Here is an 18798-nt window from a genome sequence, read left to right as displayed (position 1 = left end):
CCGGGTGGGACTCAGCGCCCGGCCCGTCGCAGCCATACGGCGGTGTCCGCCGGCAACCACCCCTCGTCCGTCAACCGCCCGCTCGCCAGCGCCACTTCCGCTGTCCCGAAGCCCTCCGGCAGCGGAAGTGGAGCCGCGCCGAAGTTGACGGCGCACAGCAGCCCGTCGCCCCGGTCGAACGTCAGGTGCGAGGCGCCCGGCGGTGACAGCAGCCGCAGCGCGGCACCGTCCGCCACCGCCCGCGAGGTGTCGGACCGCCGAAGCCGCAGGGCCGCGCGGTACAGCGTGAGCATCGACTCCGGATCGTCGCGTTCGGCGTCCGCCGTCAGCCCCTCCCAGCCCTCCGGCTGTGGAAACCAGCAGTCGGCCGCGGGAGCCGAGGAGAATCCGTACGGGGGCCGGCCGCCCTCCCAGGACAGCGGGACGCGGCAGCCGTCCCTCCCCCGCTCGACGCCGCCCGACCTCCGCCACAGCGGGTCGCGAAGCCGGTCGTCCGCCAACTCCACCTGGGGCAGGCCCAGTTCCTCGCCCTGGTAGACGTACGCCGTACCGGGCAGGGCCAGCATGAGCAGCGCGGCGGCCCGCGCCCGGCGCACCCCGGCCGGACCGCCGCCGTACCGGGTGGCCGGGCGGACCGCGTCATGGCTGGAGAGCACCCAGGTCACGGGCGCGCCCACGGCCGCCATGGCGTCGACGGACCGCGTCACGACGGCGCGGATCGCGGCGGGCTCCCACGGGCACTCCAGGAACGCGAAGTTGAAGCACTGTCCCATCTCGCCGGGGCGTACGTAGCGCGCGAGCCGGGCGGGGTCGAAGACGGCAGCCTCGGCGACGAGCAGGCGCTCACCCGGCGGCGCGGAGCCCGGCGGCCCGGCGGGGTGAGCGGCGAGCAGGGCCTGCCAGCTCCGGTAGAGGGGGTGCAGTTCCTCACGGTCGTAGTACGGCATCAGATGGTTGCGCGCCGGGTCCTGGTGCTGGCCGGGGCCCGCGTCCGGCAGGGCGGGGTCCTTGAACAGGGCGTGCGCGACGTCGACACGGAAGCCGTCCACGCCGTGGTCCAGCCAGAAGCGGAGGATCCGTTCGAAGTCGGCGGCCACATCGGGGTGGTGCCAGTTGAGGTCGGGCTGCTCGGGCGCGTGCAGATGCAGATACCAGTCCCCGTCGCCTGTGGATGTCCACGCGGGGCCGCCGAACGCGGATCGCCAGTCGCTGGGCGGCTCCTGGCCCCGTGCGCCACGGCCCGGCCGGAACAGATAGCGGTCCCGGACCGCGCCGCCCGCCGGCGCCGCCAGTGCCTCGCGGAACCAGGGGTGCGCGTCGGAGGTGTGGTTGGGGACCAGGTCCACCAGCACCTTGAGCCCCAGCGCGTGTGCCCGCTCCGCGAAGGTGTCGAAATCGCCGAGGGTGCCGAGGTCGGGCGCGACCGCGGTGTGGTCGGCGATGTCGTAGCCCGCGTCGGCGAGCGGGGAGGGGTAGAACGGCGTGAGCCATACGGCGTCCACGCCGAGGTCGCGCAGGTACGGCAGCCGGGCGGTGGCACCGGGCAGATCGCCGGTTCCGTCGCCGTCGGAGTCCGCGAAGGAGCGGGGGTGGATCTCATAGCAGACGGCGTCGCGCCACCACGGCCCGGCCGCCCCCTCCCCCGCGACGCTCATCCGACGCGCTCCAGGCGCGCCACACCGATGTGCGCGTCGGCCATCCCGTAGAAGACGTGCCGCACTCCGCCGAACTCCTCGATGGCCGTGGGGAACACGACGTTCGGTACGGTGCCCGAGCGCTCCTCCTGCGTCTCGGGCGCCATCAGCGGCTCGGCCGAGCGTGCCAGCACCACGGCCGGGTCGGCGGGGTCGAGGATCATCGCGCCGGCCGCGTAGCTGACCTGCTGGTTCTGCGCGAAGGGGTCGTCGATGGTGCCGGAGACACCGTGATGGATGAGCAGCCAGCCCTCCTCGACCCGGATCGGCGCCGGGCCCGCGCCGATCTTGAGGCTCTCCCACGGGTACGCGGAGAGCGCGACCGGACGATGGTCGCGCGGCCGGGTCAGGGCGGTGATGTCGCGCTCCACCTCGGCCGCGGGTACGTAGCTGATCCAGATGCCGGGCCGCTCGTCGGTCAGTCCGGCCGGAAGGTGGACGCCCTCGCCCGGACGGAACCAGCCGAGGTCCCACATCGGGCGGTGCAGCATCGCGTACGCGGGCTCGCCGTCCGGTCCCGGTACCGGCTCCGGGAAGTGCACGACGTCCTTGTTGGGGAAGAGGTTGAGGTCGGTGTCCAGGTCCGGCTGGTAGCCGAACTGCACCGGGCCCAGCCGCCGCCAGTGCGTGAGGTCGTCGGAGACGGCGAGCGCGGGCTTCGGGCCGAGCGGGCCGTAGGCCACGTACGACATGACGTGCAGACCGAGAGCCGGGATCCAGGTGACACGGGGGTCCTCGACGCCCGCGTTGTTCTTGCCGCGCTCCCAGCCGGCGTCGGGGGCGAGGACGACGCCGCGCCGTTCGACGCCCGTCGGAACGCCGTCGGTGAGGACGACCTCGGCGAGGCCGACGCGTGAGACGTTGCCCGCCGACACCAGGCGTGGCAGCAGATGCGGTGTGCCGTCGGGTGTCCGGCCGGAGGCGGGGTTGAGGACTCCCTCGGCCTCGTTCGCCTCGCCGGGGAGGGGTGACATCACCACGCCCTGCCGCACGAGACGGTAGGGGATCGTGGTGTCGGGGGTGCGGGGGGAAGTGGCGCTGTGGTGCACGGTGGGTCAGCCCTTTGTTCCGGAGTCGATGTCGGTCTGGGTGAAGTGGCGCTGGAAGAGCAGGAAGAGGACGACGGCGGGTACGGCGAGAACGCAGGCGCCCGCCATGAGTGCGCCGGTCGGATTGGCGACGGTGCCCTGGAGGTTGCTCATGAATCCGGCGAGGGACACGGCGAGTGGCTGCATGTCCGCGTTCTTGGTGACGAGGAACGGCCAGAGGAATTCGTTCCAGGGTCCGATGAAGGTCAGCAGGGCGCCGCTGAGCAGCGCGGGCCTGACCATCGGGATCGCGATCTGCCACAGGATGCGCGGTTCGCTCGCGCCGTCGATGCGGGCCGCCTCGAAGAAGGTGGCGGGGATCTGGAGGAAGAACTGGCGGAAAAGGAAGACGGCGGTCGAGTTGATCGCGAACGGCAGGATCATCCCGAGGTAGCTGTCGCCCAGCCCGTAGTCGCGTACGACCAGAACGTAGAGGGGCAGCATCAGCAGCTGGAACGGGATGGTCTGGATGAGGAGCAGTACGGCGAAGAGTGTGCCCCGGCCGCGGAACTGGAGCCGGGCGAGGGCGTATCCGGCGAGTACGCCGAAGACCATCGTGCACAGCAGCACGCCCATGGTGAAGACACCGGAGTTGACGAGTGAACGGCCCAGTGAGATCGCGCCGTTGATGCTCTCGTAGTTGCCGGTGGTCGTGTTGTTGGGGCGTGGGAGGGCGCCGTCGAGGTCGCCGCTGGTGACCTTTCCCAGCGAGCCGACGACCATGTAGTAGAAGGGGAAGAGGAAGGCGACCGCGCCGAGGGTGAGGACGGCGAGGCGCAGGGGGCGGCCGCCGCCGACCATGACACGGTGCACGACACCCCGGCGGGGGCGGTGGTCTCCCCCGGACCCGGCGGGGGCGGGTGCGGTGGCGGGCCCCGTGGCGGGGGTGGCTGTGTCGGCGCTCATCACTCGGCTCCCTTCTCGGTGAACTTGCGGGCGACCAGGGCGAGTACGACCACGAAGAGGACGAGCACGACTCCGAGCGCCGCCGCGAAGTCGGGGTGGGCCTGCTCGATGCCCTTCTGGTACATGACGAGGACGGGTGAGGAGGAGGCGTGGTCGGGCCCGCCGCCGCCGGTGAGCAGATAGGGCTCGCTGAAGAGGTTGGCGCCGGTGATGATGGCGAACACCGTGACGAGGGTGGTGGCGTGGCGTACGCCGGGCACGGTCACCGACATGAAGGAGCGGACGCGGCCGGCGCCGTCGAGGGACGCGGATTCGTAGAGCTCCCTGGGGACGCTCTGGAGCGCCGCGAGGTAGAGCATCACGAAGAAGCCGAGCTGTTTCCAGGTGACGAAGACGGCGATCACCGGCATCGCGAGGGTGGAGTTGACCAGCCAGGACGGGTCGGGGGCGAGATCGCCGAGAGCGGTGTTGAGCAGTCCGTCGGCGCCGAAGATGTACTGCCACACGGCGACCAGTGCCACGCTCGCCGTGACGTACGGCAGGTAGTAGGCGGCGCGGAAGAAGGACCGGAAGGGCAGTTTGGCGTTGAGCGCGCTCGCCAGGACCAGTGCGAGCACCACCGTCAGCGGCACGTTGATCACGAGGAAGATGGCGATGTTGAGGAAGGACCGCTGGACGACCGGGTCGGTGAACACGTCCTGGTAGTTGCGCAGTCCGACCCAGGGGGTGTCGATGTCGGTGCCGGGCGCCGTGAAGTAGAAGCGGTGGAACGAGATCCAGATCGTGTAGCCGAGGGGGACGGCGAACACGGCGGTGACGAACAGGACGTACGGCGACACGAAGAGGGCGCCGATGCGTGGCGGGCGCAGGCGCCAACGGGTGCGGGGGGAGGCGCTCTTCGGGGCGGGGATGCCGGTGGTGCTCATACGGGCCTCAGTCCTCAGTACTCGTCGAGGAGGGATGTGATGTCCCGCGAGAGCCGGGGCAGCTCCTCGCCGGTGGGTTCGCGGCCGAAGACGACGGAGCGGGTCCAGCCGTCCCGCAGCGCCTGCCAGACGTCGATGGAGCCGGCGACGGCGGGGACCTCGACGGTCCGGTCGGCCTGGTCGGCGAACTCCTTGTAGTCGGGGTTCTCGGCGAACCAGTCGGCGTAGGTGCGCAGGAGGTCGGGCCGCATCGGCATCTGTCCGGTGTCGGCGAGGAAGGCGCCGTCCTGCTCGCGCGACGTCGCGAACTTCATCAGGTCCCAGGCGGTGGCGCGGTTCTCGCAGGCGCTGAACATCGCGACGGACTTCTGGTCGCTGAAGGTGGAGATCTCGGAGGCGGGGCGGCCGTCCGAGGTCGGCACCGGGACCACGCCCCAGTCGATGCTGTCCTTGTACGTGGCGACGGCCCAGGGTCCGACGGTCGACATGGCGGTCTTGCCGCCGCCGAGCGCGTCGCCGGGGAAGGTCTCGTTCGGGGCGAGTTTCTCCCGGTAGATCGTTCGCCAGAAGTCGAAGACGCGCCGGCCGGCGGGGCTGTCGAACTGCGGCTCGCCGTTCTCGACGAGGGATTCGCCGCCGGTCTCCGCGATGAAGGCCGGATAGAAGTCGAACCAGGACTGGAAGAACTCGGAGGTCGGCGCGGGCCAGATCGCCGCTTCGGCCGCGCCGCTGCCGACGATCTTCCGTGAGCTGTCGAGGAACTCGTCGTACGTCGCGAGCTTCGGGTTCTCGGGGTCGAGTCCGGCCTTCCGGAAGATGTCCTTGTTGTAGAGGATCATCACCGGGTTGCTCTTCCAGGGCAGCTGGTAGTAGGAGCCGTCCTCGAAGCGGTACTGCTCGGCGCGGGGGCCGGTACGTGACTCGATGTACTGCGCGCCGTCGGGGAAGTCGTCCAGCGGGACGAGCCCGGCCTGCTTCTGGAACTGCGGTACGGAAGCGGGCGAGGTGTTGAAGACCAGACAGGCGCTGTTGCCCGCGATGATCGACGCGCTCAGTGCCTCTTCGGAGGTCTTGCCGGCGGGTATCTGCTGGGACGTGACGCGCTGGTCGGGGTGGGCCTTGTTCCAGCTCGCGATCATCTTCTCGCCCCAGGCGACCTCCTGGGCGTTGTTGGAGAGCCATACGGTGATGGGTCCGCGCGCGGTGGCCGCGCTCACGCTGTCGGGGCCGGAGCGGGAGCAGGCGGCGGCGGTGCCGGTGAGGGCGAGCGCGAGCAGGACGGCCGCGGCCTTGGTGCGTGATGTGCTCAGCATGGCGTCTCGCTCCGTACGGTCGTGGTGCTCGGGGCGGGGGCGTCGGCTTCGGTGTCGCCGGCGCCGGGCGCGGGGCCCATCGAGCCGCGCCGTACCAGCTCCGCCGGGGGAAGCGCGACGTCGTCGGCCCGCCCCTTCGCGATGACCTCGTCCAGGGCGCGGACGGCGGCGGCTCCCCAGCCGAGGGCGTCGGCGCGGGCCGAGGCGAGCGGCGGGTGGGTGTACTCGGCGAGCGGCGTGTCGTCGTAGCCGACGACCGACAGATCGCCGGGGACGGTCAGTCCGAGCCGCTGCGCGACGGCGAGGCCGGCGGTGGCGGAGAGGTCGTTCGCGTAGATCACGGCGGTGGGGCGGCGGTCCGGGGCGAGTGAGAGCAGTTCGCGGGTGGCGTGGGCGCCGCCCGCCGCGGTGAAGCCGCCGGGCAGTACGGGCCCCTCGGGCAGTCCGGCCTCCCGCATGGCCAGTTCCCACGACTCACGGCGACGGCGGGCGTGACGGAATTCCTGCGGTCCGGCGACGTGCGCGATTCGGCGGTGGCCCAGGGCGGCCAGCTGCCGTACGGCGGCGGCGAAGGCGGGCCGGTCGTCCAGCCCGACGGCGCACAGTCCGCCCGCCCCGCCGGGGTCGCCCACCACGACGGCGGGCAGGCCGAGTTCGCGGGTCAGCGCCGGGCGCGGGTCGTCGACGCGCAGGTCGGTGAGGAGCACACCGTCGACCCGGCGGTCGGCGGCGAGGCGGCGGTAGGTGGCTTCCTCGTCGGCGGGCTCGGTGACATGCAGGACGAGGGCGTCGCCGCGGCGGGCGAGTACGGATTCGATGCCCGCGATGAAGGCGGGGAAGAAGGGGTCGGCGCCGATCGCCGCGGTGTCCCTGGCCAGTACGAGTCCGAGCGCCCCGGCCACGCCACGCGACAGCGCCTGGGCGGGCCGGCTGGGCCGCCATCCCAGCTCCTGCGCCGCCGCGAGGATGCGCCGCTTGGTCTCCTCGGCGAGTCCGGGCCGGTCGTTCAGGGCGAAGGAGACCGAACTGCGGGACACCCCCGCCCGCTTGGCCACGTCGGCGATCGTCGGACGCCGGTCCATGGAGCCCCTCCCTCACTTCTCTGTGACGACGAGTGTGCTGACGACGAGTGCGACGGCGGGTACGCCGACTGCGACATCGATTGTTTAAACCGGTTTAACTCGAACGTAATGGCAGTACTGAAGCGGTTTGACTCCAGGGATGTCAAGGGTCGGAACGACTTCGCACGCTCGGTGACCGTGCAAGTCCGCCGCGAGCCGCGCCCCCGGCGGGCGGCCCCTCGCATGCCGCACACAACGCGGAGTCCGGCTGCTCCGGAGCAGTCCGAGCGCCGACTTCGCCCGGCCGACCGGTCCGGACCGTGGCGCGGGAGCGGTCCAACTGATCGTTCACACAGGACTCTTGACGTGAACGCGACGGCCTGTATGGTCTAGTCCAAGTGGTAAAGACCTTTGCCGAATGCACGCGCTATCCAGTGCCTTCGGACGAGGCTCCTCGCCACGGCCCTTCGCGCCTCTTGGCCCCACCCCTGAGAGGCCGGCCCGAGCGTAATCGTGTCCCCCCCGGACCGGTACGCCCGGGAAGACCTGATGTGAAGGAGTAACGCATGCATTCGAAAAGGAAGATGGCCGTCGCCCTCGGTGCGGTGATTGCGCCGATCGTCGCGATAAGCCTTCCCGCGGGGTCTGCGAGCGCCCACGGTTACATCTCGGACCCGCCGAGCAGGCAGGCGCAGTGCGCCGCCGGAACCGTAAGCTGCGGTGACATCAAGTACGAGCCCCAGAGCGTGGAAGGCCCGAAGGGCCTGACCAGTTGCAGCGGCGGGAACTCCCGCTTCTCCGAACTGGACGACGACAACAAGGGCTGGGCGGTGACGCCGATCGGCTCCAGCCAGAACTTCAACTGGAAGATCACCGCCCGACACGCCACCAGCACGTGGCAGTACTTCGTCGGCGGCCAGAAGGTCGCGGAATTCAACGACGGCGGCGCGCAGCCCGGCGCGACGGTCACCCACAACGTCAACTTCGGCGGCCTGTCGGGCAAGCAGGAGATTCTCGCGGTCTGGAACATCGCGGACACAGTGAACGCGTTCTACGCGTGCATCGACGTGAACATCGGCGGCTGACGAATTCTCCCGCGGGGCCGGTAACCACGATCCCTCCGCCGAAGAATCACTCACCGATCGTACGTCTTCCACCGGCGCGCCTCCCTGCTCCGGACCGTGTCCGATCCTCGCGTCGGTGAGCCCCTGATCTGCCAGAAGGGGCTCACCGGCGCCGTTCCACCCACCCCCCACACCTGGGCCGCGGCGCGTTCCGAGGCCCTTTTGAGGAGTGAATCCCTTGCGTAAGCGCCTCATCGGCCTGCTCGCCGCCACAGCATCGGCCGCCGCTCTCTCCCTGACCTCGCTCGCCCCCATGTCGTCCGCGGCGGAAGAGGGCAAGGCCGACTTCATCGTCAGCGAGTCGCAGTTCAACCAGATGTTCCCGAACAGGAATTCCTTCTACACCTACGGCGGGCTGAACGCCGCGCTCAGCGCGTACCCGGGATTCACCGGGACGGGCAGCGACACCGTACGTAAGCAGGAGGCCGCTGCATTCCTGGCCAACGTCGGTCACGAGACCGGTGGACTCGTGCATGTGGTCGAACAGAACACGGCCAACTACCCGCATTACTGCGACGCTTCACAGCCTTACGGCTGCCCGGCGGGCAATGACAAGTACTACGGCCGCGGACCCATCCAGCTCAGCTGGAACTTCAACTACAAGGCGGCGGGGGACGCGTTGGGCATCGATCTGCTCAACAACCCCGACCTCGTGCAGAACGATTCCGCGGTCGCGTGGAAGACCGGCCTCTGGTACTGGAACACCCAGAGCGGTCCCGGCACCATGACTCCGCACAATGCCATGGTGAACGGCGCCGGATTCGGGGAGACGATCCGCAGCATCAACGGCAGCATCGAGTGCAACGGCGGAAACCCCGCCCAGGTGCAGAGCCGCATTGACAGCTACCGGCAATTCGCCGGAATCCTCGGCGTGGATCCGGGTGGCAATCTCAGCTGCTGAACCGGCTCCTGAGGCAAGCGTGGGGGGCACCGCCGTCATCGGCGGTGCCCCTCGTCGCCGTTACCTGTCCGCCTCGTCGTCGCCGCCGGTGCGCTCGCACCGCTCGTCCACACCGCCGGCGACGTGGTGGATGTGGATGCCCACCTCGCCGGGTGCCCGGTCCGGGCGCAGGATCAGATGCTCGTCGTAGTCGCCGCCGTTCTGGCTGCGGTACGGGATCGGCTCGGTCTCCGGCAGCGTCAGCAGCCGCTGCCGCAACCGGTCCACGGCCGTCTTGTACTCCGCCCCGGCCAGTTTGACCGCTCCGTTGACGACGAGCGGGGGCACGACCGTCATTCCCGGGTACCACAACGTGCCGTGCAGCAGCGGGAACAGCACCTCGTTGATGTCGCCGTGGATACCACGCGGTCCGGTCGTCGCCGCGTTGGCGCCGACCGTCGTCAGCACCAGCGCCCGCCTGCCGGCCAGTCCGCCGCTGCCGTAACGCTGCGCCCGGCCGGTCCCGGGGTCGAGGACGCCCTGCGCGAAGCCCTGGATGAACAGCCGGTCGAACCAGCCCTTGAGGATCGCCGGCGGGCCGAACCACCAGAGCGGGAACTGCACGACGAGGGTGTCGGACCACAGGAGCTTCTCCTGCTCCGCGCGGATGTCCTCGCTCAGCGTGCCGTTCTCCAGGGCGCTCTGGGACTCGGTGAGGACATCGAGCCGCTCGTCGGGGTCGTGGTGGAAGTCGCCGTGCCCCACCACCGGGTTCCACTCCATGGCGTACAGGTCGGACTCGACCACCTCGTGCCCGTGTTCACGGAGCACGGCGATTCCCTCGTCGCGCAGGGCGCCGTTCAGCGAGCGCGGATCGGGGTGGGCGTACAACCAGAGCACCCGCATGGGCCGCCACCTTCCTCGTCCTCGGTACGAGGACAGCGTCGGTCGGTTGATCAATCCTCCATGCTACTGCCGCCCCGTCGACGCCCTCCGGGTGCCGGTGACGGCGGCCCGGTGCTCGCTCGGCGTGATCCGGCGCAGGCGCTTGAAGGCGACGCTCAGCGCGAAGGTGTTGGCATAGCCGACCTTCCGGGCGAGGGCGCCGACCGTGTCGTCCGTACCGCGCAGCAGGTCGGCGGCGAGCGAGATGCGCCAGCCGGTGAGGTAGGTCATCGGCTGCTCACCGATCCGCGCGGTGAAGCGGCGGGCCAGCGCGGCGCGCGAGACTCCCGCCCCGGCCGCCGGCTTCGCGACCGTCCACGGATCGGCCGGACGGTCGTGGAGCAGTCGCAGGGCCTGTCCGACCACCGGGTCGTCCGCCGCCCGGTACCAGGGCGGCGCCGATGTCCCCGGCCGGTCGAACCAGCCCCGGAGCGCGGAGATGAGCAGCAGGTCCAACAGCCGGTCGAGGACGGCCTGCTGACCGGGGCTCTCGCGGGTCAGCTCGGCGGTGACGAGCGCGAGCATCGGCGAGTGGCAGTCGGCGTCCGGGATGACCAGCACGGGCGGGAGCGCGCGGAGCAGCCGTTCGCTGACGCCGCCCGGGTTGTCGTACGCGCCGCTGAGCAGCACGGTGCCGCCGTCGGGGACGACGGCAGGATCGCTCAGGCCGCAGTAGTCGGCCCGGTCGATCAGTACGCGTGGCGGAGTGTCCGGGTCGTCGGCGACGGTGTACGGCGCAGAGCCCCGGACGAGCGCGATGTCCCCGGCTCGTACGCGCACCGCGTCGTCCTCGGCGGGAACGAGCCACGCCTGGCCGCGCAGCACCGTGGCGAGCGTCAGCGGCGCGCCGGAGGCGAACCGCAGCGACCACGGCGCCGTCATGACCGTACGGCTGAACACGGCGCCGCGCGCCCGTACGCCGTCCAGCAGGTCCGTCAGCACGTCCATGGCGTTCAGCGTACGTAGCCGGAAGGCTGACGGGCCGGTCTCCTCACCCCGTCAGCCGGAGCGCCACGGAGATCCCGCCCGCCATGAACGCGGTGCCGACCAGCATGAACACCACCTGCACACCGTGCCCGTAGCCGTCGATCCGCATCCGCTCGGGGCGCCGCGGGTCGTAGCGGATCCGGACCGGGCTGCCGGGCCGGAACCTGCCCACCCAGGAGCGCCCGTAAGGGGACTCCACCTCCATGCGGCGGCCGTCCTCGGTGACCCAGCCGACCACCGGACGGTGGACCGAGCCTCCTTGCCCGTCGGTGGTCGTCTCCAGCCTGACGACCCGGCCCTCGGCCCGGACGCCCTCGCGCCGCAGGGCGAAGGAGCGCCGGAGGCCGACGAAGCCGATGACGAAGACGGCGGCGCCGACGACGGCGAACGCGAGGGGAAACAGCCAGTCGGGCACGGGTCCACACTCCCTACGGGTCGGGATCCAGAGTAGGGGTGTAGTCAGCGACACCGGTGACTCGGGTCGTACGCCCAATGTGGTCGCGCGCACGCGACGTCCTGCTCCTGCTCCAGCAGACCGTCCGCGTCCACGGCCGCACCGTCGTCATGGTCACCCACGACCCCGTCGCCGCCTCCTACGCCGACACCGTGATCTTCCTCGCCGACGGCCGCCTCGCCGGACACATCGACCACCCCACCGTCGACACCGTCGCCGAACGCCTCGCCCACCTCGGCGACACCCTCCACGGGACCGTCGCCGCCGGGTGTGAGCCGTGCCGGGCGGGCACCGGCCGCCGGGTCCCGCGCGGACCGGCCGTCGGGGCGGTGGACCGTACCGTGTGATCCGTCAGCCGACGGTCTCCGCGCGCAGCGCCGTGACCAGCCAGGCGAACTCGCCGGTGTGCGCGGGCCGCGGCTCCCGTCCACGCACCCGCGCGACGAGCTGCCGGTACCGTACGGCGCCCGCCGCCGAACCGGCCTCCAGGCGCAGCAGCACCCCGGCCGGGTCGGCGTCCCCGAACAGGTCGTGAAGGACCCGGGCGGCCTTCGGTCCGGTGGGCTCGACCCCGCGTTCCCGGGCCTCGCCGACGACCTCGACGACCTGCCTCGCGAACCAGATGGAGGCGCCGGGCGGCGCTTCGCCGGTGCCCGGCAGCGGCGCGTTGAGCCGCATCATCGTCCGCATCCCGGCGCGGAATTCGGGGTCCTGGAGCAGTTCGGCCAGCTCGATCCAGGCGTCCACCTGGTCGGGAGCCGGGTCGTCCGGCAGGTCGATGGAGGCGTGCCGCAGCCGGCCGCGCAGTTCGTCGTCGATGTCGAGACCTCCGAAGACCTCCTCCATGAAGTCCTCGATGATGCGCCTGCGCTCGTCGGCGGAGAGACGGGCCAGTCTGTTCATGAGTGCTGTCTCCTCGGTCGTGGAATCCCGTTTCGCGACGGACGACAGGACGGCCCTGCTCACCTTGAGGGCACGGATCCGCGCGTCGAGGGCGGCCACATGCACCGCCGCGACCTCGGCGACACTCGTCTCGCCCGCGAGGACCCGCCGCACGTCGTCGAGTCCGAGGCCCAACTCGCGCAGCGTGCGCACGAGTTCGAGCCGGGCCACGGATTCGGCGTCGTACAGCCGGTAGCCACCGGGCGAGCGGCCGACCGGGGGCAGCACCCCGAGGTCGGACCAGTAGCGGATGGTCCGCACCGACATGCCGGTGCGGCGGGCCAGCCGCCCGATGGTGAGCTCGTTCAGACCGTCTTTGTTCGGACCGTCGTCGTTCATGCGACCGAGTCTGCGGCTTCCAGCGGGTGGAGACTCAAGCCGATTCGGGCCCGTTGATCTTCTCTATCGCCTGGCGGGCGTGTTCGCCCGGCGTGCGGCCCGCGAGCGAGGACACCGGGGCGGGTGGCGCCCCGACGGGCCGGCCCGGATCCTGCGGGGGCTTGGCGTGTGCGGCGGAGCGACCGCGCAGCCGGTGGCTGACCGCCTCGTCGAGACTCACGGGGCGCTGCATCTGGTGTGCCAGCCGGCCGGCCTCCTGCCCGAGCGCGGCGACGTCCTCCCACTGAAGACGGACGACGAGACGGAGTTCGGCCTCACCGTCCGGGAGGGCTTGCAGATTGATGTACTCGTTCATGGGCTGGTCTCCTCGACATGGCGGGGGCGGAGGTGCACAGAGGGATACGGGCATCTCCACCGGCGTGTTCAGGACCCCGCCCACCCGGTCTCTGCGGCCGGCGCCCCGGCGGACGCGCACAAGTCCCGCCGTACCCGCCCCGGTACGCTGATCTGTCTATGCGCCGTCTCCCCCGCTTCGACTTCTCGCTTCCCGGGCGGCCCGTCGTCCTCACCGCTCTGGCCGTCGCCGCGGCCCTCTCGGCGGGCTGCGCCGCCGAGACGGGGGCACGGGACGACGGTCCGGCGCCCAGGCTGCCGCCGCCGCTCAGATCGGCGCCGCTGTGGCCGGACCACGCGCCGCCGACGGACGGGAACGCCGACCTGTCCGTCGAGCCGTACCCGGCGGTGCGCGACGTGAGGGTGCCGGCGGGCGGGCTGAGGGATGTGCCGGTGCGGGAGTTGCTGGCGAAGGACCCCAACGTGCCTCGGTTCGTACGGGTCGCGCTCGGGAACTGCCCGGGGGCCGAGTGCGGTCTGCGCGACGCCGTGTACCGCGATCTGACGGCCGACGGCCGGGACGAGTTGGTGGTGGCGCTGGACGAACCGTTCTCCGGGCTGACCCTCGTTCAGGTCTACCGGGCGTCGGGCGACACCGTGCGGCCGGTGCTGATCAACTGGGGGCCGGAGGAACTCACCGGCGAGACCTTGGGTACGGACCTGATCCTCACGTCGACGGGTCGGAACGGCCGCGTCACCACCCGCTACCGGTGGAACGGCGAGGTGATGACCGTCGAGAACCCGTGGAAGTCGTCGGACGAGGCCACGCGGGCGCCCGACCCGCTGGCTCCCGAGAAGGCGGTGCCGCGGCAGCACGCCGGACCCGGGCCGTGAGATTCGCCCACGCCTCCGTCTCGGGGAAGGGCCCCGCCGGGTCGGCCCGTTGGCCGGACGTATCCCTGCCGCCGCTGTCCGAAGCGGTGGACGTGGGTGTCGGTACGGGGGACTCGGGCCGCACCGGCGACCGGAAGCCTGAGTGGCTCCCCGGTGCCACCGAGGACCTGGTGACCTCCGCCGCCGAACCGGTCGCACGGCAAGGCTGCTGACGCTGTGTCAGCGAAGCGGTGGCCCGTCCCGCCCCACCCCCGTCCGGGCGGGACGGCGCACTCGCTCCCCGATGTCCCGGAGGTCAGTCACCGGCCCCGGGCCGCTCGTCCAGTTCGTCGGGGAACTCCCGGTCGCCGGCCCGGGGGGTCTGCGGCCCGTGACTCGTCATGATGACCGTCTGCTCGACCCGTACCATCCGGAAGACGTCCTCCGCGATGATCACCTGGTCCTCACCACGTTCCACCACGTCGGCCGCCCGGCCGAAACGGCCGGCGAACTCCCCCGCGTGCGCGCCTCGCGCACGCAGCACGGCGCCGAGATCGAGCCGTGCCTCCTCCTCGAAGGGCACGGCCGGGAACAACTGCCGCCAGCCGCCCTCCTCGTGAATCATGGCGGCGTAGGCCGTGTAGTGGGAGACGGACGTCCGCTCCCACTCGGGGCCGTCCACCCGGAACTCCTCGCGGAGTTCCTCCTCACGCTTCCCGACCTCCAGCAGCCGCCGGGCCGCCGCGTCGTCGAATGCCTCGTCTGAGCTCGCGTCCATACCCCCAGCGTGCCGCACCCCACGCCACCCGGCGCGCGGAATCATCGATACGGCGGGTTCAGAGCCGCCAGACGCCGGTGCGCGCGACGTCCGCGGCGAAGTAGGTGAAGTCCCTGGGCTCACGGCCGAGGGCTTCTTCGACGCCGTGCACGAGGTGCGCGTTGCGCCCGTCGTTGATCAGCTCGAACAGGTCGGCGAAGTCGGCGGGGGCGCCCACCGAGAGGAGGAGGTCGCGGTACTCCTCAAGCGTGACCGGTGCGTAGGCGATCTCCCGGCCGGTGACCCCGGACAGTTCGCCGGCGATCTCGGCGAAGCCGACCAGCCGGGGTCCGGACAGCTCGTACGTCCGCCGATGTGCCGGTCGTCGGTGAGCGCCGCGACGGCGACATCCGCGACGTCGTCGACATCGACGAACGGCTCCACCGCGTCCCCGGTCGGCAGAGCCGGCTCGGCGGCCCCGCCGAACACGGCCGTGAAGCTCACCCGCACAAGCGTGCGTCTACACCGGTGGTAGCACTTTCCTCCCCGCACTCCCCAGGTACTCCCCGCGCAGTAGTCGCGGACCGTCCGGCGAGCCGATGCGCCGTGAGCCGTACCGGTGGAGTCTGGGGCGACGGAGCACTCGTGGCGGACGGGGAGATGGCGGATGGACAGGGAGCTGGCCGAGTTCGGACGACGGTGGGCGAAGGCCGAACTGCACGGTGACATCGACATGTTGGACCGGCTGCTCGCGGACGACTTCCGCGGGGTCGGTCCGCGCGGACTCATCCTCGACAAGGAGCGCTGGCTGGAGCGGTACGCCTCGGGCGACCTCATCCACGACTCGTTCGACTGGAAGGAGGTCGAAGTACGCCGGCACGGCGACGCCGCGGTGGCCATCGGGGTGCAGTGTCAGCAGAGCATCGTCGACGGCAGGGACGCCGACGGACGCTTCCGCGCGACCCAGTTCCTCGCGAAAGCCGGAGAAGGCGACGGGAACGGGGCCGGGGACGGGTGGCGGCTCGTCGGTATCCATCTGAGCGCCATGGCCGAACCGCTGCCCTGATCCCCCGCCCGGTCCGGACGCCGGGCTGTCGGTCCCGTACCGCGATCAACCCTGTACGGCGGCCAGTTCACGCACGGTCGCCATGTCGCTGAACGGGATCAGTCTGTCGCCGACGGTCTGGTACGGCTCGCTCCCCTTCCCCGCGATCAGGACGATGTCGTTCTCGCCCGCCGCGGACAGCGCGAACTCGATTGCGGCGCGGCGGTCGGCGTATCGCTCGAAGCGGGTGCCGGTGGCCGCGAGCCCGGGCGTGATCTGGTCGAGGATCGCCTCGGGGTCCTCGTGGCGAGGGTTGTCGGAGGTGAGCACGCACAGGTCGGAGTGGGTACCCGCGATCTCGCCCATCTCCGCGCGCTTGGTGATGTCACGGTCGCCGCCGCAGCCGAACACGGTGATGACCTGCCCGGTGGCGAAGTCACGGATGGTGCTCAGCACCTTGTCGAGCGAGTCCGGGGAGTGCGCGTAGTCGACGATGACGGATGTGCCGCGCGGCGTCTCGAAGCGCTCGAAGCGCCCGGGGACCGGCGGCATCGTGTCGAGCGCCGTGACCAGCCCGCGCAGGTCGTGCCCGAGGAGATGGCAGGCGGCGACGGTGGCGAGCGCGTTGGCGACGGAGAACCGGCCGGGTACGGGAATCGCCGCCGGGTACTTGCGCCCGGCGTGGTGCAGGGTGAAGCGCGTACCGAAGGCGTCCATCGTGAGGTCGGTGGCCCGGTAGTCGGCTTCGGCGTCCAGGGCGTACGTGGTCACCGCGCCCGGCATGAGCGCACCGATCCCGGCGCCCACCGCGTCGTCCACGTTCACCACGGCCCGTCGGCAGAGCCCCTGGAACAGCCGGAGTTTGGCGTCCCGGTAGTTCGCCATCGTGCCGTGGTCGTCCAGGTGGTCCTGGGTGAGGTTGGTGAAGATGCCGACGTCGATGTACGAGTGGTCGACCCGGTGCGTCAACAGCCCCATGGACGTGGCCTCCAGGACCACGGTGCTCACGTCGCGGTCCCGCATGACACCGAGCAGGTACTGGAAGTCGGGGGACTCCGGGGTCGTGAGGACCGAGCGGGGCATGGGGATCAGTTCGTCCCCGATGCGGCTGCCCGCCGTGCCGATGACACCGACGACGGCGTGCTCGGCGATCCGCAGCACGGATTCGACCATGTACGAGACGGAGGTCTTCCCGTTGGTACCGGTGACGGCGACCATGTCCATCGCGAGGCCGGGATCGTTGTGGTAGCGGGAGGCGACAACGGCGGCCGCGGTACGGGTGTCCGGAACCCGTACGACGCAGACGGCCGGGTCGGACATCCATGCCACGACCGGCAGATCGGCCGTCGCCCCGTCGACGAGCACGGCGACGGCGCCGCGCGCGATCGCGGGGCCGACGGATTCGGGGCCGCCCTCGCGGTGGCCGGGAACCGCGATGAACAGGGAGCCGGGTGACACCCGGTGGGCGTCGAAGCAGGTTCCGGCGGTGATGACCGTACCGGGGTCGCCCTGCAGAATCTCGTGGTCGTGCCCGGCGAGCAATTCGCTCAGCTTCACAGGGGATCCTCTCGAAGGTACGGCCCGGCCGCCGGCCGGCGGCCACCGTGGAGGTGCCGACGGCACGCCGGGACGTCGCGGGGTGGGGCGCGGGCGCGAGTTGCGGGTGTCACTGGGGAGAGCTGTGCGGCACCGAGGATCGGGCGGCTCGGTGCGAAGGCGCGGACAGCGGAAGGGCGCCTCGGGGAGCAATCCCAGCGGGCGCCGGAGGCCGGGAATCGGCGGCGAAGTTGCTAGCCGTGGCCGTGCAGGGCATGGCACCGCGCGCACGAGGACCGGCTAAGGCTCTCCGTTGCGGCCTGTGTTTTACCCATGGGTGGAGTGTACGTCCCGCGAGGGAGTCCCGGCTCCGTCGTCCCGCACTACGCGGCCCGTCCGGCGGTCGAGGACAGGCGCGGCCCACGAGCGCGCGGTCCGGCCGAACGCACCGGAGGCGTACCACGGGGACGCCGACGGCCGGTGGCCGGTCGTGACGACCGGCCACCGGCCGTGGGGTGGCCCCGTATGTACGCCCTGCCCGGACCCCGCCGCGTGGGCAGGGGCCGGTCTCAGACCTTCTCGCCCGCGCCGGCTCCGCCGCCCGCCGCGACCTTGATGCCACCGGTGATCTCGTCCATCACGGGCAGCTCGGGCGCCTTGTCGTTGATGTCGAATCCGGAGCGCACGATGATCAGCATGCCCTGTGCGCCGGGGGCGGGTGACGGGAAGGCGAGCGACTGTACGTACCCGTCGTCGCCCTTGCCGGTGACGACCTTCCACCGCACGAGATAGCCCTTCTTGCCCGCGACGGTCACCGCCTCGGACTTCAGCTCCTCGTGCGAGGAGATCTCTCCGTAGCTCTCGCCGCCGTAGGACTCCTCGGCGTTCTTCTCGATGTCGGCCTCGGCCGCCGCCTTGGGGATGGTGGCCTTGATCTCCAGGGCGATCGCCGGGACGGAGTTCACGCCACCGCGTACGCAGGACTCGTCCGGATCACCCGGGCACGGGTGATCCCCGGTGCTCACTCCGGCGCCGACGGGGCCCGATTGACCGCTCCAGCCGTCCGGCACCGGGATGCTGATGCCGCTGGCCATGTCGGTGGCGTAACCGTCCTCGGTCGGGATCTCCTGTTCGGGGCCGCCGTCCTCGCCTCCACCGCCAGGACCGCCTCCGTCGGGCGCGTCGGGGCCGCCGGGCGGCTGTGATTCGCCCGGTGCCGGCCGCTCCTGACCCGGCTTGCTCGGTGCGGTCGACGGCGTCGAACCCGCCCTGTCCGCCGAACTGTCCCCGTCCTCCTGGAGGAGGAGGAAGCCTCCGACGACGGCCAGCACCACCACCGCCGCGGTGACGGCGAGGGCGATCCGCCGGCCGCGCCCGCCGTCGCCCGGTGGCGGCGCCGCCGGGTAGGGCGGCATGCCCGGCGCGCCGGGGCCGACAGGCGCGCCAGGTCCGGAAGCCGCGCTCCAGGTCGTCGCCGAGTCGGAGCGGACCATGTCGGTCCAGGCCGACCCGTCCCACCACCGTTCCCGAGGCGGGCCTTCACCTTCATGTCCTGGGTCCGGATACCAGCCGGGCGGAGTCGTCTGCGTCACCCA

The 18798-nt window shown here is 71.3% G+C and carries 20 protein-coding genes and 1 pseudogene; 6 read left to right on the top strand and 15 right to left on the bottom strand.

Going from position 1 to position 18798, the window contains the following annotated elements:
- Positions 1-11: 11 nt before the first annotated feature.
- The 6 genes from SSPS47_RS33695 to SSPS47_RS33670 all read right to left on the bottom strand — a co-directional run bounded on the left by SSPS47_RS33695 (position 12) and on the right by SSPS47_RS33670 (position 7009).
- Positions 12-1655 (bottom strand): glycoside hydrolase family 13 protein, encoded by a 1644-nt coding sequence (locus SSPS47_RS33695; RefSeq protein WP_164254193.1) that lies wholly within the window; start codon positions 1653-1655, stop codon positions 12-14.
- A complete protein-coding gene (locus SSPS47_RS33690; protein WP_147877313.1) occupies positions 1652-2668 on the bottom strand; it encodes a glycosidase in 1017 nt (338 codons plus the stop codon). The genes SSPS47_RS33695 and SSPS47_RS33690 overlap by 4 nt, the downstream gene beginning before the upstream one ends.
- An 81-nt stretch (positions 2669-2749) precedes the next feature.
- Positions 2750-3583 carry a carbohydrate ABC transporter permease gene (locus tag SSPS47_RS33685; RefSeq protein WP_203558139.1) on the bottom strand — a complete coding sequence of 278 codons (834 nt, stop codon included), beginning with the start codon at positions 3581-3583 and terminating at the stop codon, positions 2750-2752.
- Positions 3584-3687: 104 nt separating this feature from the next.
- A complete protein-coding gene (locus SSPS47_RS33680) occupies positions 3688-4614 on the bottom strand; it encodes a sugar ABC transporter permease (protein WP_147877293.1) in 927 nt (308 codons plus the stop codon).
- Positions 4615-4628: 14 nt separating this feature from the next.
- Positions 4629-5927: a sugar ABC transporter substrate-binding protein gene (locus SSPS47_RS33675; protein WP_164254191.1), complete on the bottom strand. Its 1299-nt coding sequence runs from the start codon at positions 5925-5927 to the stop codon at positions 4629-4631.
- A complete protein-coding gene (locus SSPS47_RS33670) occupies positions 5921-7009 on the bottom strand; it encodes a LacI family DNA-binding transcriptional regulator (RefSeq protein ID WP_164254190.1) in 1089 nt (362 codons plus the stop codon). Before SSPS47_RS33670 ends, SSPS47_RS33675 begins: the two co-directional genes overlap by 7 nt.
- Positions 7010-7554: 545 nt before the next feature.
- On the opposite strand from SSPS47_RS33670, the gene SSPS47_RS33665 reads away from it, so the two are divergent.
- Positions 7555-8073, top strand: coding sequence for a lytic polysaccharide monooxygenase auxiliary activity family 9 protein (locus SSPS47_RS33665; protein ID WP_164254189.1), 519 nt, complete (start codon positions 7555-7557; stop codon positions 8071-8073).
- A 217-nt stretch (positions 8074-8290) separates the two neighbouring features.
- A complete protein-coding gene (locus SSPS47_RS33660) occupies positions 8291-9013 on the top strand; it encodes a chitinase (protein ID WP_147877297.1) in 723 nt (240 codons plus the stop codon).
- A gap of 60 nt (positions 9014-9073) precedes the next feature.
- Here SSPS47_RS33660 and SSPS47_RS33655 read toward each other — a convergent pair whose 3' ends face one another.
- The 3 genes from SSPS47_RS33655 to SSPS47_RS33645 all read right to left on the bottom strand — a co-directional run bounded on the left by SSPS47_RS33655 (position 9074) and on the right by SSPS47_RS33645 (position 11339).
- On the bottom strand, positions 9074-9898 hold the full coding sequence (locus SSPS47_RS33655; RefSeq protein ID WP_164254188.1) for an NAD(P)H-dependent oxidoreductase: 825 nt from the start codon (positions 9896-9898) through the stop codon (positions 9074-9076).
- A 63-nt stretch (positions 9899-9961) separates the two neighbouring features.
- Entirely contained in the window at positions 9962-10885 is a 924-nt protein-coding gene (locus tag SSPS47_RS33650; protein WP_164254187.1) for an AraC family transcriptional regulator, read from the bottom strand.
- A 43-nt stretch (positions 10886-10928) separates the two neighbouring features.
- On the bottom strand, positions 10929-11339 hold the full coding sequence (locus tag SSPS47_RS33645) for a DUF3592 domain-containing protein (protein ID WP_164254186.1): 411 nt from the start codon (positions 11337-11339) through the stop codon (positions 10929-10931).
- An 89-nt stretch (positions 11340-11428) separates the two neighbouring features.
- Between SSPS47_RS33645 and SSPS47_RS35875 the strand changes: the two are divergent.
- Positions 11429-11725, top strand: a pseudogene (locus SSPS47_RS35875) (hypothetical protein); the annotation flags it as partial.
- A 4-nt stretch (positions 11726-11729) separates the two neighbouring features.
- Here SSPS47_RS35875 and SSPS47_RS33635 read toward each other — a convergent pair.
- Positions 11730-12659: a MerR family transcriptional regulator gene (locus SSPS47_RS33635; protein WP_164254185.1), complete on the bottom strand. Its 930-nt coding sequence runs from the start codon at positions 12657-12659 to the stop codon at positions 11730-11732.
- A gap of 34 nt (positions 12660-12693) precedes the next feature.
- On the bottom strand, positions 12694-13014 hold the full coding sequence (locus SSPS47_RS33630) for a hypothetical protein (protein WP_147877913.1): 321 nt from the start codon (positions 13012-13014) through the stop codon (positions 12694-12696).
- Between the two features lie 158 nt (positions 13015-13172).
- On the opposite strand from SSPS47_RS33630, the gene SSPS47_RS33625 reads away from it, so the two are divergent.
- Both SSPS47_RS33625 and SSPS47_RS33620 read left to right on the top strand, forming a co-directional pair.
- On the top strand, positions 13173-13886 hold the full coding sequence (locus SSPS47_RS33625; protein ID WP_164254184.1) for a hypothetical protein: 714 nt from the start codon (positions 13173-13175) through the stop codon (positions 13884-13886).
- Positions 13883-14098, top strand: coding sequence for a hypothetical protein (locus SSPS47_RS33620; protein WP_164254183.1), 216 nt, complete (start codon positions 13883-13885; stop codon positions 14096-14098). Before SSPS47_RS33625 ends, SSPS47_RS33620 begins: the two co-directional genes overlap by 4 nt.
- 83 nt (positions 14099-14181) lie before the next feature.
- Here SSPS47_RS33620 and SSPS47_RS33615 read toward each other — a convergent pair whose 3' ends face one another.
- The gene (locus SSPS47_RS33615; RefSeq protein WP_164254182.1) at positions 14182-14643 is read right to left on the bottom strand and encodes a DUF5954 family protein; all 462 of its coding nucleotides are present in this window, start codon (positions 14641-14643) and stop codon (positions 14182-14184) included.
- A gap of 58 nt (positions 14644-14701) precedes the next feature.
- Positions 14702-14860, bottom strand: coding sequence for a hypothetical protein (locus SSPS47_RS36345; RefSeq protein WP_343234917.1), 159 nt, complete (start codon positions 14858-14860; stop codon positions 14702-14704).
- 429 nt (positions 14861-15289) lie between these two features.
- Between SSPS47_RS36345 and SSPS47_RS33605 the strand changes: the two genes are divergently transcribed.
- Positions 15290-15688, top strand: coding sequence for a nuclear transport factor 2 family protein (locus tag SSPS47_RS33605; protein ID WP_164254181.1), 399 nt, complete (start codon positions 15290-15292; stop codon positions 15686-15688).
- A gap of 45 nt (positions 15689-15733) precedes the next feature.
- On the opposite strand, the gene SSPS47_RS33600 is transcribed toward SSPS47_RS33605, so the two are convergent.
- Entirely contained in the window at positions 15734-17224 is a 1491-nt protein-coding gene (locus SSPS47_RS33600; protein ID WP_164254180.1) for a UDP-N-acetylmuramoyl-L-alanyl-D-glutamate--2,6-diaminopimelate ligase, read from the bottom strand.
- Positions 17225-17772: 548 nt separating this feature from the next.
- Positions 17773-18795: a DUF2510 domain-containing protein gene (locus tag SSPS47_RS33595; RefSeq protein ID WP_164254179.1), complete on the bottom strand. Its 1023-nt coding sequence runs from the start codon at positions 18793-18795 to the stop codon at positions 17773-17775.
- Between the last annotated feature and the right edge of the window lie 3 nt (positions 18796-18798).

Source organism: Streptomyces sp. S4.7 (assembly GCF_010384365.1).
Lineage (GTDB): Bacteria > Actinomycetota > Actinomycetes > Streptomycetales > Streptomycetaceae > Streptomyces.
This window is presented reverse-complemented; position numbering and strand designations above follow the sequence as displayed.

Excerpts from the sequence above, each read along its gene's own strand:
- SSPS47_RS33695 (WP_164254193.1), bottom strand. The coding sequence starts at position 1,655 with ATGAGCGTCGCGGGGGAGGGGGCGGCCGGGCCGTGGTGGCGCGACGCC.
- SSPS47_RS33690 (WP_147877313.1), bottom strand. The coding sequence starts at position 2,668 with ATGTCACCCCTCCCCGGCGAGGCGAACGAGGCCGAGGGAGTCCTCAAC.
- SSPS47_RS33685 (WP_203558139.1), bottom strand. The coding sequence starts at position 3,583 with ATGGTCGGCGGCGGCCGCCCCCTGCGCCTCGCCGTCCTCACCCTCGGC.
- SSPS47_RS33680 (WP_147877293.1), bottom strand. The coding sequence starts at position 4,614 with ATGAGCACCACCGGCATCCCCGCCCCGAAGAGCGCCTCCCCCCGCACC.
- SSPS47_RS33675 (WP_164254191.1), bottom strand. The coding sequence starts at position 5,927 with ATGCTGAGCACATCACGCACCAAGGCCGCGGCCGTCCTGCTCGCGCTC.
- SSPS47_RS33670 (WP_164254190.1), bottom strand. The coding sequence starts at position 7,009 with ATGGACCGGCGTCCGACGATCGCCGACGTGGCCAAGCGGGCGGGGGTG.
- SSPS47_RS33665 (WP_164254189.1), top strand. The coding sequence starts at position 7,555 with ATGCATTCGAAAAGGAAGATGGCCGTCGCCCTCGGTGCGGTGATTGCG.
- SSPS47_RS33655 (WP_164254188.1), bottom strand. The coding sequence starts at position 9,898 with ATGCGGGTGCTCTGGTTGTACGCCCACCCCGATCCGCGCTCGCTGAAC.
- SSPS47_RS33650 (WP_164254187.1), bottom strand. The coding sequence starts at position 10,885 with ATGGACGTGCTGACGGACCTGCTGGACGGCGTACGGGCGCGCGGCGCC.
- SSPS47_RS33635 (WP_164254185.1), bottom strand. The coding sequence starts at position 12,659 with ATGAACGACGACGGTCCGAACAAAGACGGTCTGAACGAGCTCACCATC.
- SSPS47_RS33630 (WP_147877913.1), bottom strand. The coding sequence starts at position 13,014 with ATGAACGAGTACATCAATCTGCAAGCCCTCCCGGACGGTGAGGCCGAA.
- SSPS47_RS33625 (WP_164254184.1), top strand. The coding sequence starts at position 13,173 with ATGCGCCGTCTCCCCCGCTTCGACTTCTCGCTTCCCGGGCGGCCCGTC.
- SSPS47_RS33615 (WP_164254182.1), bottom strand. The coding sequence starts at position 14,643 with ATGGACGCGAGCTCAGACGAGGCATTCGACGACGCGGCGGCCCGGCGG.
- SSPS47_RS33605 (WP_164254181.1), top strand. The coding sequence starts at position 15,290 with ATGGACAGGGAGCTGGCCGAGTTCGGACGACGGTGGGCGAAGGCCGAA.